Origin of the sequence: Sphingomonas sp. GM_Shp_2 (assembly GCF_026540875.1) — a bacterium.
In the GTDB taxonomy this organism is placed as follows: Bacteria; Pseudomonadota; Alphaproteobacteria; order Sphingomonadales; family Sphingomonadaceae; genus Sphingomonas; species Sphingomonas carotinifaciens.
The window spans coordinates 64,841-78,377 of record NZ_JALNUQ010000012.1; the positions used below are offsets into that span (position 1 = coordinate 64,841).

Sequence of the window (13,537 nt, forward strand, 5' to 3'; positions counted from 1 at the left end):
ATCAGCGCCGATGGTGGCGCCGCCGCCAGCGGCGGAACAGCCCGCGTTTGGCGAACGGCTCGAACATCTCGTCCGGCCCTTCGGGGTCCAGCACCTCATTGTCGGCCAGCCATTCCTCGACCGCGTTCAGGTCGGGCAGCTCGAACGGGCGCAGCGTCTTGCCTTGCCCGCGCAGCCGCTCGATCGTGTCGATCAACGATCCCGTCTCCGCGATCGTCTCGGTCACCGTCTCGACCGGGCAACCCAGATGCTCGGCGATCAGGCCGTCGCGGATGCGCAGGATGCACGCGGCATGCGCATCGGTCTGCGCCACGATCGCCACGTCGCATTCGGTGTCCAGCCGCATCGACCGGTTGTTCATGTTCGACGACCCCAGCCGCAGCACCCGGTCGTCGGAAATGAGGATCTTGGCATGGCAATAGATCGGCGTGCCGCCCGCGGTGAACGGATGATACATGCGCAGCCGCCGGTGCGGATCGCGCCGGCGCAGCGCCTCCATCAGCCGCCCGCGCGCGGTATCCATCGCGATCGGCTCCAGCCAGCCTTGCGCGGTCAGCGGGTTGATGATGACGATCTCGGGCCCATCGGGCTCCTCCAGCCGCTTGACGATCGCTTCCGCAATGCGACGCGACGCGAAATACTGGCTTTCGACATAGAGATGCCGCCGCGCATTCGCGATCTGCGTCATGAACAGCGCTTCGCTTTCCAGCACCGCCGGCTCGCCCGGCATCTCGGGCATGGTGCGCGCGATCCCGACCTCGATATCGGAAAAGTCGCTTTCCAGCCCCTCCGGCCAGCAATCGACGCCCGGCACCTCCGCCGCCATCGCCTTACCCCCCGCCGCATGCCAGCGGTCGCGGAACAGCGTGGCGAGCGCGCCGACCACCGGCCCCTGCATCGCGCTGATCGCATCGTGCCACGGCTTGTAGGGAATGCCGAAAGGCCGCTTGCGATACGGCTCGTGATCGCGGTGTTCGCGCGTGTCCCAACGGTCGCCCGTCATGTCGATGCCACCGCAAAAGGCCAGCTGGTCGTCGATGATGACGATCTTCTGGTGATGCGACGCCGCGGTGGGATGATGACCGTCCAGCTTGGTATGGATACGCGGATGCTGCATCCATTTCACGATGGTAAAGGCGGTCGATCCGCGGAACAGGGACTTCAGCGCACCCACGTCCCAGCGCAGCAGGAAGATCTCCAGCTCCGGCTCGCGCTGGACCAGCGAATAGATGAAGTCGCCCAGCCGCCGCGGCTGCCCCTCGCGGTGGTCCAGCACGATGCGTGCATCGAAATCCCACCCGATCAACAGGATGCGCTTCCTGGCCTTGAGCATCGCGCGCCTGGCCAGCCGGAAATAATCATCGGCATCGATGATGACGGCCATGCGATCGGCCCGCTCGACGCGCCATACTTCCTTGCCGACCCGCATGACGTCTCCCTTGCTGCGCCCACCCCCCATGCACAAACGGGGGGCGCTCGCCAAGCCTCGCCTAACTGCATGGCATGACGGGATGATGGCGCAGGGACCGGGTCGGGCCGGCTAGTCGGTGATCGCAGCCACGGCTGCGCCAGCAACGGCGAACAGATTGCCGATATCGTCCCGATCGGGCCAGAAATCGAAACGCGCGGTCATCTGGCCGCTTTCCGGCTCCGCCGCGAAGCCCAGGGCACGACACGCCGCCACCGTCGCATAGGTCCCGCACCGCAGATGACCATCCGCCCGTGATGACAGCGCAACGAGAACCCGACGCCCCAGATGGATGCGCAGGTCCGGTATGTCGGTTGCCCGAACCGACATTGCCGCGGGACAGCGCGCCCGCAGTTCGGCAAGCAAAGCCCCCGCACCATCGCCAGCCGCATTGGTATCCATCGTCATTTCGCCCTTGCTCCCAAGACAGGTCACGACACACCGGCAATTGTTCTCCGCCCGCAAGCAGGACGAAGCGTCACGCCGTTTGCACGTCTCCGCTCCTGACCAGATGCCGCTCGCCTGACGATCCGGATATTTTCCGGACGCGGATGCATGTTCCCCAACCGTTCTCACGAAAAACTGGCTTTCACCGTCGCGGCCGCGTAAATCCGGTGGCGCAAAGTCGGTCGCCTGGAAGAGCCAAGTCATTGAGCAGCGCGCAGGATACCCCCGCGGCCAACCGCAAGATCATCCATGTCGACATGGACGCCTTCTATGCCTCGGTCGAACAGCGTGACGATCCCGCCCTGCGCGGCCGCCCCGTTGCGGTCGGCGGATCGCGGGCGCGCGGGGTGGTGGCGGCGGCGTCGTACGAGGCACGGCGCTTCGGCGTGCGCTCGGCCATGCCCTCGTCCACCGCGGTGCGGCGTTGTCCCGACCTCGTTTTCGTCAGGCCGCGGTTCGAGGTGTACCGGGCCGTTTCGCACCAGATCCGCGAGATCTTCGCGCGGTATACGCCGCTCATCGAACCGCTGTCGCTGGACGAGGCCTATCTGGACGTGACCGAGGACCGGATGGGCCTCGGCTCGGCACAGGCCATCGCCCAGGCGATCCGCGCCGCCATCCACGCCGAAACGCATCTCACCGCTTCCGCCGGGGTCAGCTACAACAAGTTCATCGCCAAGCTGGCCTCGGACCAGAACAAGCCCGACGGCATGTGCGTCATTCCCCCGGCCAGGGGTCCCGCCTTCGTCGCCAGCCTGCCGGTCTCGCGCTTCCACGGCGTCGGCCCGGTCACCGCGCGCAAGATGGAGGCGCTGGGCATCCTGACCGGTGCCGACCTGCGCGACCGGCCGCTGCCCTTCCTGCAGGCGCATTTCGGCAGCTATGCCGACTATCTCTATCGCGCCGCGCGCGGCGTGGACGAACGCCCGGTGCGAGTCGAACGGACGCCCAAGTCGGTCGGGGCGGAGCGCACGTTCGAGACCGATCTGTCCGCCCGCGCCGACCTGCACGACGCGCTGGAGCGGGTGGCCGATGCCGCCTGGGTTCGGATCGAGCGCGCCGGGATCGCCGGGCGCACCGTGACGCTGAAGCTGCGCCATGCCGATTTCCGCACCATCACCCGCGCCCGCTCCTTCCCCCATCCGGTCGGCGACCGGCCCACGATCCTCGCCGCTGGACGGCTGCTGCTCGATGCGCAACTGCCGGTCGTCGGCGGCGTAAGGCTGCTCGGCCTCACCCTGTCCGGGCTCACCGCCGCCGACGCGGTCGATACCGAAATCCAGCCCCGGCTACCTCTATAGGCGTAGCCCGGCTGGACGAGCGGCCGGCTTTGCGCTTACCATTCGTTTACCACGATTGGGGCGGGGCATGGGGATGTGGTTCATCGGCGCGGTGGCGCTCGGCCTTGCCGGCTATGCGCTCTACCTGGCGGGGCTGCGCCGCCACCTGGTCGAACCCAACCGGGCATCCTGGCTGATCTGGTCGTCGGCGACGGGGATCGAGGCGGCAACCTATGCCGCGGTCAATCCCGGCGCACCGCAGGCGACGATCTTTGCCCTCTCGGCGATGGCCTGCATCCTCGTCACCCTGGTCATGTGGCGCCGCTCGCGCTGGCGCGCGCCCGATGCGGGGGAAAGCCTGTGCATGGGCGCGGCCCTCGCCGCGTTGCTGCTGTGGGTCGCCTTTCGCGAAGCCTTCTGGGCGCACCTGCTGGTGGTCGCGGCGGTGCCGGTCAGCTTCTGGCCGACCTGGCGCAGCGTGTGGGAGGATGCCGAGCGCGAACGCTCCCCCGCCTGGGGATTGTGGACGTTGGGCGATCTGGCGACGCTGATCGTCGCGATGCGCAATCCCGGCGGGGGCGCGGGCGAATATGTCTATGTCTTCGTCGAACTGCTCTGCCATGCCAGCATCTGGTTGATGATCGGCTTGCCCTCGATCAATCCGCTGCGCTCGCTCGGCCGCGCGGTCGGTCCGCTCCAGATCCGCGATGCCCATATCCCGCGCGGCAATCCCTTCGCCATTCGCGAAAACCATCTCGGCAAGGCGGTCTATGCCACGAGAGGCTTTGCGCAGGGCAGCAGGATCATCCGCTTCTCGGGCCCCAGCGTGCCGGCCGCGCGCGTGCCGGCGGCGCTCGCCGGTCCTGCCGACCGCTTCGTGCAGATCGCCGCCGACACCTATCTGGGGCCCTCCGGCCGGATCGACGACCTCATCAATCACAGCTGCGCGCCCAATGCCGGCCTGCGCTTCTCGGCGCACGGCGTGTTCCTGATCGCCATCCGCGCCATCGCCCCCGGCGAGGAGATCGCCTGGGATTATTCCACGACGCTGGCCGATCCCGACTGGCGCATGCCCTGCGCCTGCGGTGCCCCCGCCTGCCGCGGCGTCGTCGCGCATTTCGGCACGCTGCCCGCCGACCGCCGCGCCTGGTATCTGGAACGCGGCCTCGTCGCCCCCCACCTGATCCCGCGCGAAGTTCGCGCCGCATAGCTCAGGCGGCGGTCGCCAGCGCGTCGGCCGGTACGCTCGCCAGCGTCAGCACCGCCTCCGCACCCAGCCCGCGCCCGCGGCTGTGCAGGTGGAGCGCCCCGCCCATCGCGACCATCGAATTGGCGCACCAGTGCAGGCCCAGCCCGCCCGACTTATGCGCCCGCGTCGAAAAACCGCGCTGGAACAGCGTCGCGGCCGTTTCCGCGTCGAACCCCTCGCCATCGTCGTTGATGCGGATCGTGGTGCGCTCGCCGGTCTGCTCGATTGCGACGATGATCGACCCGTAATCGCGCCCGGTCGCCGCGATCGCCTCCGCGGCATTGCCGAACAGGTTGCCGATCACCTGGCTCAGGATCACCCGGCTGGCCAGCACCGGGGCGGGCGTCGCCGGAAAGGTGAAGGCGATCGACACGCCTTCCGAATAGCGCGCGATGGTGGCGTTGCGCGCGATGATCTCGGTCACGTCGCAAGCATCCAGCGGCGGCCGCTCATGGGCCTGCGCCTGTTGCTGGCCGATGATGTCCAGCACATGCGCCATCGCCTCGCGCCCCACCACCAGCTCGCTGCGCATCGCCTCGCGCGCCTGCACCTGCGCCTCCAGCCCCGCCGCCACGAACGCCGCCAGCTTCTCGCGACGCTCCGGCGACACGTCCCCCCGCGCCAGTTCCGCCACTGCCCGGTCCAGCATCCCCCGCTCCACCGGCGGCGCCTGCGCGATCCCCTGGCTCAATATCGTGCTGATCGGGTTCAGTGCATTGCGCACATTGTGCATGACCGCCACCGCGCTTTCCGAGCGGCCGAGCGCGAAGCTCTGGATCTCGATCTGCTCGCGCAGGTCCTTCAACTGGCGCAGCATCGCGTTGAAACTGCGGCCGAGCGAGGCGATCTCGTCGCTCCGCGCGCGCTCCTCGTCCAGCAGCGTCAGCGATCCCGACACGCGCACGCGCTGCATATGCGCCTCCACCCGTCGCAGCGGCGCCAGCACCAGCCGCGCGATCGCCCGGCGCAGCACCATCAGCACGATCAGCAGCAACATGGTCGAGCCCGCCACCGCCAGCAGCACCATCCGCCGCCCCAGATTGGACACCGCGCGCGGCACGCTGAACCGCGCGGTGGCCACCGCATGCCCGTCCGCCCCCCGGATCGGCACGGCAATGTCGACCGCGCGCGCGCGTCGTCCGACCACCGCGCTGTCGCCCCGCGCGGCCGGATCGATCCGTGCGTCCAGTTGAAGCAGTTCGGACAGGCGCTGCGAGCTGATCACCCGCGCCATCAGGACATGGCCGCGCGGGGCTCCCGTCCCGTCCGACCGCCGGATCTGCGCCACGCCGACCGCGGCCACCACATCGCCCAGCCGCGCATAGAAGCGGCCCGAACTGCGCCCTGCCAGCACCCGCGCGAACGGCACGCGCCCGATCATCGCGATCAGTTGCCCGCGCATGTCCGGCCGCTCGGCCCCGCTCGCCAGGTCGCGCCAGCGCGCCACCACGACCCGGCCGTCCGGCGCGACATAGGCCATGCCCTCCACCCCCAGATTGGCCATGGCGAGCGTGGAGAAACTGTCGCGCTCGAACGCCGCGCTCGGCCTTGCCATATAGTCGTAGCTGGCGGTCCAGTCGCCGTAATCGCGCACCGCGCTTTCGACCTTGGACGCATATTCGGCCAGCGCCGCCTGCATCCGCTCGACATGGCCGTGGACCGCCCGGTTCTCCAACTGGTTGAAGCTGGGGGTGATGACGCCGATCAGCAGCAGCGTGATCGCGATCGCGCCGCCCACCCCCACCAGCGTCAACAACCGGACCAGCTTGCCCCCCAGCGAGCCCCCGCCCCGCGTCATGGGCCGCGCGAGCGGCCGCTGCATCAGCGCGTCGCCCCGGACGCCATCAGCGGCGGCGTCGCCATCGACCGTTGCTCGGCCAGCGCGCGTGCCCGCTCCGGCGGCACCGCCTGCGAGAAATAATAGCCCTGCATGTGGCTCGCCCCCGCCACGCGCAGCGCCTGTACCTGCGCCTCGGTTTCCACGCCCTCGGCCACCACGCCCAGCCCCAGTGCGCGGCCCAGATGGATGATCGAATGGACGATCGCCGCCGATTCGCGCTCACGCCCCATCCCGTCGATGAAGCTGCGATCGATCTTCAGGCAGTCCAGCGCGAACTTGCGGATATTGTAGAGGCTGGAATAGCCGGTGCCGAAATCGTCCAGCGCGATGCGAAAGCCCATCTGGCGCAGCTTGTAGAGCGTCTCCGCGGCGCGCTCGGCATCGTCAAAGATCGCGGTCTCGGTGATCTCGATCTGCACCCGGCCCGGCGACACGCCCGCACGCTGCACGCTTTCCATGACATGGCCGACGAAATTGTGCCGCCGGAACTGGCGCGGGCTGAAATTCACCGACACGTATTGCCCGGGCCAATGCTGCAACTCCTTGAGCGCCGCGCCCAGGATCCAGTCGCCCAGTTCGTGGATCAGGTTCGATTCCTCGGCGATCGGGATAAAGGTGTCGGGGCTGATCAGCCCGAACTCGTTGGTGTTCCAGCGGACCAGCGCCTCGAACCCGTCGATCTCCAGCCCGTCGCGCGACACGATCGGCTGATAGGCCAGGCTCAACTCCTCGCGCTGTACCGCCTGCGACAGCCGATCCTCGACGTCGCGGCGGAAACGGATGCTGTCGTCCATGCTGTCGTCGAACAGGCGCACGACACCGCGCCCCGATCTCTTGGCATCGTTCAGCGCCAGATCGGCGCGGCGAACGATGTCCAGCGGGTCGCGGTCGTCGCGTCCGTCCACCGCGACCAGCCCGCACGAGGCGCCGCCGCGCACCGAATTGCCCAGCACGCTGAACGTGACCGAGCACGCCGCGATCATCCGCTCGCACGCCATCACCGCGGCCTCCTGCCCGGCCGTGTCGAACAGCACGCCGAACTCGTCGCCGCCCAGCCGCGCCACCACCGCGCCCTCGGGCGACGACTGCTGCAACTTGGCGCACATCTCGCGGATCAGCGCATCGCCCGCCAGATGCCCCAGCGTGTCGTTGACCAGCTTGAACCGGTCCAGGTCCAGCATCGCGGTGCCGAACAGTCCGGGCTTGCGCGCCCGCTCGCCCAGCGCGCGCAGGAAGGCGAGCCGGTTGGGCGCCTCGGTCAGCGAATCATGCGTCGCCAGATGCAGCGCGCGGCTCTCGTTCGCCGCCAGCTCCAGCCCCTGTTCCTCAAGCTGCTTCACCTGCGCGGCCAGCGTCTCGCGCGCGGCGCGCAGTTCCCGGTCCGCCTGCCAGCGATGGGTCAGCGCGGTAGCCGTCTGCACGATTTCGGACACTTCGAACGGCTTGGCGATGTAGAAGATCTTGTCCGTCGGCCCGGCGACTTTGGCGATCTCCAGCGGCGAGAAATCGGAATAGCCGGTGACGATCACCAGGTTGATGTCCGGGTCCAGCGCGCGGATGCGGCGTGCGGTTTCGCGCCCGTCGATCCCCGGCGGCATGCGGATGTCGATAAAGGCGACCGGAAACGGCGCCCCCTCGGCCAGCGCACGCTCCACCTCGGCCACCGCATCCAGCCCCTGATCGCACCGGGTCAGCGTGAAGGTGGGCGCGTCGCTTTCCACGTCGTCGGCCGCGTCATCGCCGAACAACGCGGCGGCCATCGCATCCAGCGCGCCCGCATTCTTCGCGCGCACCGGCGCGAAGCTGCGGGCATAGCTGGCATGCATCGCCGGCTCGTCGTCCACGATCAGAATGCGCATGCCCGTCCGTTCCTCATCTATCGCCCGCGGGGCGCTTTCCCGATGAGGTAGGCAAGGATGCTTAAGGCGCCGTAAACGATCGTCCGGACGGGGACTTAGAGTCCGTTTGGAAATGGGCTGTGGGCGCATTTCGCGGTGCCAGCCCGAAATTGGCTCTTTCGCCAATTTCCAAACAGCCTCTTATCCGATCGGAATCATTCCACAGTCACCGACTTGGCCAGGTTGCGCGGCTGGTCGACATCGGTGCCCTTGGCGACCGCGACATGATAGGCCAGCAGCTGCACCGGCACCGCATAGACGATCGGCGCGATCAGCGGATGGACCTTGGGCATGGTGATGGTGGCGACGCAGCCGTCGCCCGCCGCCTCGATCCCGTCATAGTCGGAGATCAGGACGACACGGCCGCCGCGCGCCTGCACCTCCTGCATGTTGCTCACCGTCTTCTCGAACAACGGGCCGGACGGTGCGATGACGATCACCGGCACATTTTCGTCGATCAGCGCGATCGGCCCATGCTTCATCTCGCCCGCGGCATAGCCCTCGGCATGGATGTAGCTGATTTCCTTCAGCTTCAGCGCACCTTCCAGCGCCAGCGGATAATCAGTGCCACGCCCCAGATACAGCACGTCGCGGGCCGCGGCGACCACGCCCGCCATGCCCTCGATCGCCTCGTCATAGGCCAGCGCGCCGTTGATCGCGGCGGGCGCCTCGGCCAGATGGCGGACGATATGCTTCTCTTCCTCGGCCGTCAGCCGCCCCTTCGCCTTGGCGAGATTGGCGGCCAGCGCGGCCAGCACCGCCAACTGGCAGGTGAACGCCTTGGTCGATGCGACGCCGATCTCCGGCCCGGCATGGGTGGGCAGCAACAGGTCCGCCTCGCGCGCCATCGAGCTGGTCGGCACGTTCACCACTGCGGCGATCGTCTGCCCCTCGCTCTTGGCGTGGCGCAGCGCCGCCAGCGTATCGGCCGTCTCGCCCGACTGGCTGATGACGATCATCAGCCCGCCCGACTCCATCACCGGCGCGCGGTACCGAAACTCGGACGCGACATCCAGGTCGACGGGGACGCGCGCGAACTGCTCGAACCAGTATTTGGCGACCATGCCGGCATAGAAGCTGGTGCCGCACGCGACGATCGTCACGCGCTTGATCTGCGACAGGTCGAAATCCGGGATGGGCAGCGTGATCCGCTCCTCCATCCGCTGCAGGTACGAACGCAGCGTCTGTGCGACGACGATCGGCTGCTCGTAGATTTCCTTCTGCATGAAGTGGCGGTGATTGCCCTTGTCGATCAACGCGCCGGTCACGCCGGAGATCGTCACCGGCCGCTCGACCGGATTGTTCTCGCGGTCATAGACCTGCGCACCGCCCGCGGTGCACACCACCCAGTCGCCCTCGTCCAGATAGGCGATACGCTGGGTCAGCGGCGCCAGCGCCAGCGCGTCGGAACCCAGATAGGTTTCGCCCTCGCCGTACCCGACGACCAGCGGCGAGCCGAGCCGCGCGCCGATCAGCATGTCGGGCGCATCCCTGAACAGGATGGCGAGCGCGAACGCACCGTGCAGGCGGGGCAGCACCTCGCGCACCGCGGCGACCGGCTCCAGCCCCTGCTCCACCTTCTCGCTGACCAGATGGGCGACCACCTCGGTATCGGTTTCGCTGGTGAAGGTACGGCCGCGCGCCGTCAGTTCCTCGCGCAGCGCCTTGAAATTCTCGATGATGCCGTTGTGCACCACCGCGACATGCTCGGTGGCGTGCGGGTGCGCGTTGTTGGTGGTCGGGCCGCCATGCGTCGCCCAGCGGGTATGCGCGATCCCCGTCGTGCCGGGCAGCGGATGTTCGGCCAGTTCGCGCGCCAGATTGACCAGCTTGCCGGACGCCCGCCGCCTGGCGATCGCATCGCCATCGATGGTCGCAATGCCCGCCGAGTCGTAGCCGCGATATTCCAGCCGCTTCAACCCGTCGAGCAGCCGGTCGGCCACGCCCTCGGTGCCCAGGATCCCCACAATTCCGCACATGGCCTTTTACTCCCCGGTCTTGGCCGCGCTCTTCTTGGCGCGCATGATCTCTCGAAAACGGGCCGCCCAGCCCGGCTTGGTCACGCGGGTCGGCCGGACCAGCGCCAGCGCATCGGCCTCGACGTCCGCAGTCAGCACCGATCCCGCCGCGACGATCGCGCCCGCGCCGATCGTGACCGGCGCGACCAGTGCGGAGTTGGAGCCGACGAACGCCCCCTCGCCGATCACCGTGCGATATTTCAGATAGCCGTCGTAATTGCAGGTGATGGTCCCTGCGCCGATATTGGCGCCCGCGCCCACCTCGGCATCGCCCAGATAGGTCAGGTGGTTGGCCTTGGCGCCGCGACCCAGCACGGCCTTCTTCATCTCGACGAAATTGCCGATCTTGGCGCCGTCCTCCAGCACCGCACCGGGGCGCAGCCGCGCATAGGGGCCGACCTCCGCCTTGGGGCCGATTGTCGCACCTTCCAGATGGCAGAAACCGTGAATGGTCACGCCGTCCGCCACGGTCACGCCGGGGCCGAACACGACATTGGGCTCGATCGTCACGTCACGGCCGATCACCGTATCATGCGCGAACCACACGGTTTCCGGCGCGATCAGCGTCGCACCCTCCGCCATCGCGCGGGCCCGGCGCGCCTGCTGCCACAGCGCTTCCACCGCGGCCAGCTCGCCACGGCTGTTCACACCGGTAACCTCGCCCGCGTCCGCCTCGATCACCGCTGCCGATCCCGACATCTCGACCACGTCGGTCAGGTAATATTCGCCCGCGGCATTGTCGTTGCCCAGCCGGCCGAGCAGCGCGAACAGGTCGGCCGATCGCGCCGCCATCAGGCCGGTATTGCACAGGGTCACCGCCCGCTCGGCGTCGCTGGCGTCCTTATACTCGACGATCTTTTCCAGCCGGTCGCCGCCCTCGGCGACGATCAGCCGGCCATAGGCGCCGGGATTGGCCGGGCGGAAGCCCAGCACCACCACCGCCGGCGCGTCGGCGGCGTTCAACCGCTCCAGCATCGCGCGCATCGTCTCGGCCCGCACCAGCGGCACGTCTCCATACAGGATCAGCACGTCGCCATCGAACCCGGCGAGCGCATCCTCGGCCTGGGCGACCGCATGACCGGTGCCCAGCTGCTCGGCCTGCAGCGCGGTGGATACGCCCAGCGGCGCTACCGCCGCCTCCACCTGCTCGCGCCCGGCGCCGGTGACCACCACCGTCCGTTCGGGCGACAGCGTGCCCGCCGCGTCCAGCAGATGCAGCAGCATCGACTGCCCCGCGATCGGGTGGAGAACCTTGTGCAGGTCGGATTTCATGCGGGTGCCCTTGCCCGCGGCGAGGATGATGGCGGCTACCGGTCGCGTCATGGGGCGGTCGCCTGCCACGAAAGGCTTGCCAACGCCATAGCGCGACTGGCACCCGCCCCCGACATGGACATAAATTCATCCGCGCGTTTCCCATTCGACACGATCGGGTTCGATCTGGACGGCACTCTGCTCGACACCAGCGGCGATCTTGCCGCCGCGGTCAATCACGCGCTCGCCTCGATCGACCGGCCGACGCTGACCGTCGAACAGGTCAAGCCGATGATCGGCGGCGGCGCGCGTCACATGCTGGCGCAGGGGCTGGCCGCGACCGGCGGCTGCGACGAAGCGACTCTCGATATCCTCCAGCGCCGCCTGCTGGACCATTACGAGGCGAACATCACCGTCCACACCCGCCCCTTCCCCGGCGCGCTGGACGCGCTCGACGAACTGGCGGCGATGGGCGTGACCATCGGCATCATGACCAACAAGCTGGAGGCGCTGGCCGCCCGTATCCTCGCCGAACTGGGGCTTGCCGACCGCTTCGCCTGCCTGATCGGCGGCGACACGATGGGCATCGGAAAGCCTTCGCCGGTGCCCATCCAGGCGCTGGTCGACCGCTGCGGCGGCGGCCGGGCGGCGTTTGTCGGCGACTCGATCTATGACGTGCAGGCCGCCCGCGCCGCCGGGCTGCCGGTCGTCGCCTGCGCCTTCGGCTTCCTGATGCAACCGGTCGGGGAACTCGGCGCCGACGCGATCATCGACGGCTATGGCGAACTCATCCCGACGCTGCCGCGCCTCGGCGGCGCCACTTGATCCACAAATGCCGCGCCAGCATCGCGGGCGGCATCCGCAGGGCGTGGGAGCGCACATAGAAGCCGAACCGCACGCCCTGCCGCGTCTCGCGTCCCCATCCGTCGCGGGCCAGCAACCGGCGCACATACAGGCGATCGACCGCGCCCAGCCCGGCCGTCCCCTTGCTGCCATATAGCGCTTCCGCCAGCCGTACCGCCCGCGCCACCGCTCCCCCCAGCTGATGATGCGCCGCCCGCTCGCCCAGGCCCCCGGTCCCGAACTCGCCGATCAGGCAGTGTATGTCCCACAAATTGCGCAGGCCGCCGGCCAGATCGCCATCGGCGAACAGATGCGCCGCGGCGTGGACGATCATGTCCATCGGCGCCAGTACCGCCAGCCCGTTTTCCAGCGGCACCGCATCCGCGATCAGCGCGTCGGCATCGGGCGTCGGCCGCGCGGTCGGCGGCAGGATGGTGTGATGCACGTCGATCATCCGGTCCCGCTCGCGGTGGATCAGCGGCGGCAATTCATGCATCCATTGCCGGTAATAGGCGTCGTCGTAAGCGTCGGGCTTCACCCATTCCCACCCCGCCGCCAGCAACGCCGCCTCGACCGGCGTCAGGGCGTTGCGCGGCACCAATATGTCGCAGTCCCCGATGCTGCGCCCCCGCCCCGCCGCCAATCCGGCCGCGACATAGGCGGTGCCCTTGAGCAGCACGACCGGCACGCCGAGCGGTGCGAGCGCGCGGCGCACCATCTCCGCCTCCCACAGTGCCGCCCGCCGGCCCTGCTCCGCCGAGCCCTGCGCATCCGCCAGCACCGCCGCCACCCGCGCCGGCACCGGCAATCCCGCCAGCCGCTGCGCCAAAGTGCCCGCCAACTGCTCGGCCCGCGCCACGGTCAGCAATCCAGTCCAGCCATCCGTGTCCAGGTCCGCCACCCGCGCGGGATCGCCAAGTATCTGGATCAGCGTCTTCATAGGCCTGCGAACAGCGCCTCGACCTGCGTCACCCCCGCCGCTCCGTCCGGATAGTCGATCGCCACCGCCGGCACCCCCTCCACCAACCGGGTCAGCGCCCTGAACCCCGCCTCCCCCAGCATCGCATAGTTGGTCGACGCCTGGGTCAGCCGCACGAACGTCTCCGCCGCATCCAGCCAGCGCACCGCCCCCGCAAACCCGAAGCGCGGGAACACCAGCAGCACGGGGCTCGCTCCCTCGTCCATCCGCGCCACCGCATCGCCCGGCGGGGCGCAGTGCCGGATCACCCCCTTGGGCGTCCCC

At 68.7% G+C, this 13,537-nt stretch carries 10 protein-coding genes and 1 pseudogene; 3 read left to right on the forward strand and 8 right to left on the reverse strand.

Annotation, left to right across the window (positions count from 1 at the left end):
- Position 1: 1 nt before the first annotated feature.
- Together OXR08_RS06850 and OXR08_RS06855 are read right to left on the reverse strand one after the other, a co-directional pair.
- Entirely contained in the window at positions 2-1,429 is a 1,428-nt protein-coding gene (locus OXR08_RS06850; RefSeq protein ID WP_267348888.1) for a phospholipase D-like domain-containing protein, read from the reverse strand.
- A gap of 111 nt (positions 1,430-1,540) precedes the next feature.
- Complete coding sequence (locus OXR08_RS06855) at positions 1,541-2,119, reverse strand: hypothetical protein (protein WP_267348890.1); 579 nt, start codon at positions 2,117-2,119, stop codon at positions 1,541-1,543.
- On the opposite strand from OXR08_RS06855, the gene dinB reads away from it, so the two are divergent.
- Both dinB and OXR08_RS06865 read left to right on the forward strand, forming a co-directional pair.
- The gene (gene dinB / locus OXR08_RS06860; protein WP_267348892.1) at positions 2,119-3,216 is read left to right on the forward strand and encodes a DNA polymerase IV; all 1,098 of its coding nucleotides are present in this window, start codon (positions 2,119-2,121) and stop codon (positions 3,214-3,216) included. The two genes, OXR08_RS06855 and dinB, sit on opposite strands and share 1 nt — an antisense overlap.
- Before the next feature lie 67 nt (positions 3,217-3,283).
- Positions 3,284-4,405: an SET domain-containing protein-lysine N-methyltransferase gene (locus OXR08_RS06865; RefSeq protein WP_267348894.1), complete on the forward strand. Its 1,122-nt coding sequence runs from the start codon at positions 3,284-3,286 to the stop codon at positions 4,403-4,405.
- A gap of 1 nt (position 4,406) precedes the next feature.
- On the opposite strand, the gene OXR08_RS06870 is transcribed toward OXR08_RS06865, so the two are convergent.
- From OXR08_RS06870 to glmU, 4 genes are all read right to left on the reverse strand, one after another.
- Positions 4,407-6,266 (reverse strand): CHASE4 domain-containing protein, encoded by a 1,860-nt coding sequence (locus OXR08_RS06870; protein ID WP_267348896.1) that lies wholly within the window; start codon positions 6,264-6,266, stop codon positions 4,407-4,409.
- Positions 6,266-8,143 carry an EAL domain-containing protein gene (locus OXR08_RS06875; RefSeq protein WP_267348898.1) on the reverse strand — a complete coding sequence of 626 codons (1,878 nt, stop codon included), beginning with the start codon at positions 8,141-8,143 and terminating at the stop codon, positions 6,266-6,268. The genes OXR08_RS06870 and OXR08_RS06875 overlap by 1 nt, the downstream gene beginning before the upstream one ends.
- A gap of 194 nt (positions 8,144-8,337) precedes the next feature.
- Positions 8,338-10,161, reverse strand: a complete 1,824-nt coding sequence (gene glmS / locus OXR08_RS06880) for a glutamine--fructose-6-phosphate transaminase (isomerizing) (RefSeq protein ID WP_267348900.1) — start codon at positions 10,159-10,161, stop codon at positions 8,338-8,340.
- A gap of 6 nt (positions 10,162-10,167) precedes the next feature.
- Positions 10,168-11,523 (reverse strand): bifunctional UDP-N-acetylglucosamine diphosphorylase/glucosamine-1-phosphate N-acetyltransferase GlmU, encoded by a 1,356-nt coding sequence (gene glmU / locus OXR08_RS06885; RefSeq protein WP_267348902.1) that lies wholly within the window; start codon positions 11,521-11,523, stop codon positions 10,168-10,170.
- A gap of 63 nt (positions 11,524-11,586) precedes the next feature.
- Between glmU and OXR08_RS06890 the strand changes: the two genes are divergently transcribed.
- Positions 11,587-12,276: an HAD-IA family hydrolase gene (locus OXR08_RS06890; RefSeq protein ID WP_267348904.1), complete on the forward strand. Its 690-nt coding sequence runs from the start codon at positions 11,587-11,589 to the stop codon at positions 12,274-12,276.
- Here the strand turns inward: OXR08_RS06890 and OXR08_RS06895 are convergent.
- Together OXR08_RS06895 and OXR08_RS06900 are read right to left on the reverse strand one after the other, a co-directional pair.
- The gene (locus OXR08_RS06895) at positions 12,239-13,234 is read right to left on the reverse strand and encodes a nucleotidyltransferase family protein (RefSeq protein ID WP_267348906.1); all 996 of its coding nucleotides are present in this window, start codon (positions 13,232-13,234) and stop codon (positions 12,239-12,241) included. The two genes, OXR08_RS06890 and OXR08_RS06895, sit on opposite strands and share 38 nt — an antisense overlap.
- A pseudogene (locus OXR08_RS06900) lies at positions 13,231-13,537 on the reverse strand (HprK-related kinase A); the annotation flags it as partial. The gene OXR08_RS06895 and the pseudogene OXR08_RS06900, both read right to left, overlap by 4 nt.

What these genes read in the sequence shown, in the direction of transcription:
- glmS (WP_267348900.1), bottom strand. Translation starts at nt 10,161, where the DNA reads ATGTGCGGAATTGTGGGGATCCTGGGCACCGAGGGCGTGGCCGACCGG.
- OXR08_RS06855 (WP_267348890.1), bottom strand. Translation starts at nt 2,119, where the DNA reads ATGACTTGGCTCTTCCAGGCGACCGACTTTGCGCCACCGGATTTACGC.
- OXR08_RS06875 (WP_267348898.1), bottom strand. Translation starts at nt 8,143, where the DNA reads ATGCGCATTCTGATCGTGGACGACGAGCCGGCGATGCATGCCAGCTAT.
- OXR08_RS06870 (WP_267348896.1), bottom strand. Translation starts at nt 6,266, where the DNA reads ATGCAGCGGCCGCTCGCGCGGCCCATGACGCGGGGCGGGGGCTCGCTG.
- OXR08_RS06890 (WP_267348904.1), top strand. Translation starts at nt 11,587, where the DNA reads ATGGACATAAATTCATCCGCGCGTTTCCCATTCGACACGATCGGGTTC.
- OXR08_RS06850 (WP_267348888.1), bottom strand. Translation starts at nt 1,429, where the DNA reads ATGCGGGTCGGCAAGGAAGTATGGCGCGTCGAGCGGGCCGATCGCATG.
- glmU (WP_267348902.1), bottom strand. Translation starts at nt 11,523, where the DNA reads ATGACGCGACCGGTAGCCGCCATCATCCTCGCCGCGGGCAAGGGCACC.
- OXR08_RS06865 (WP_267348894.1), top strand. Translation starts at nt 3,284, where the DNA reads ATGGGGATGTGGTTCATCGGCGCGGTGGCGCTCGGCCTTGCCGGCTAT.
- OXR08_RS06895 (WP_267348906.1), bottom strand. Translation starts at nt 13,234, where the DNA reads ATGAAGACGCTGATCCAGATACTTGGCGATCCCGCGCGGGTGGCGGAC.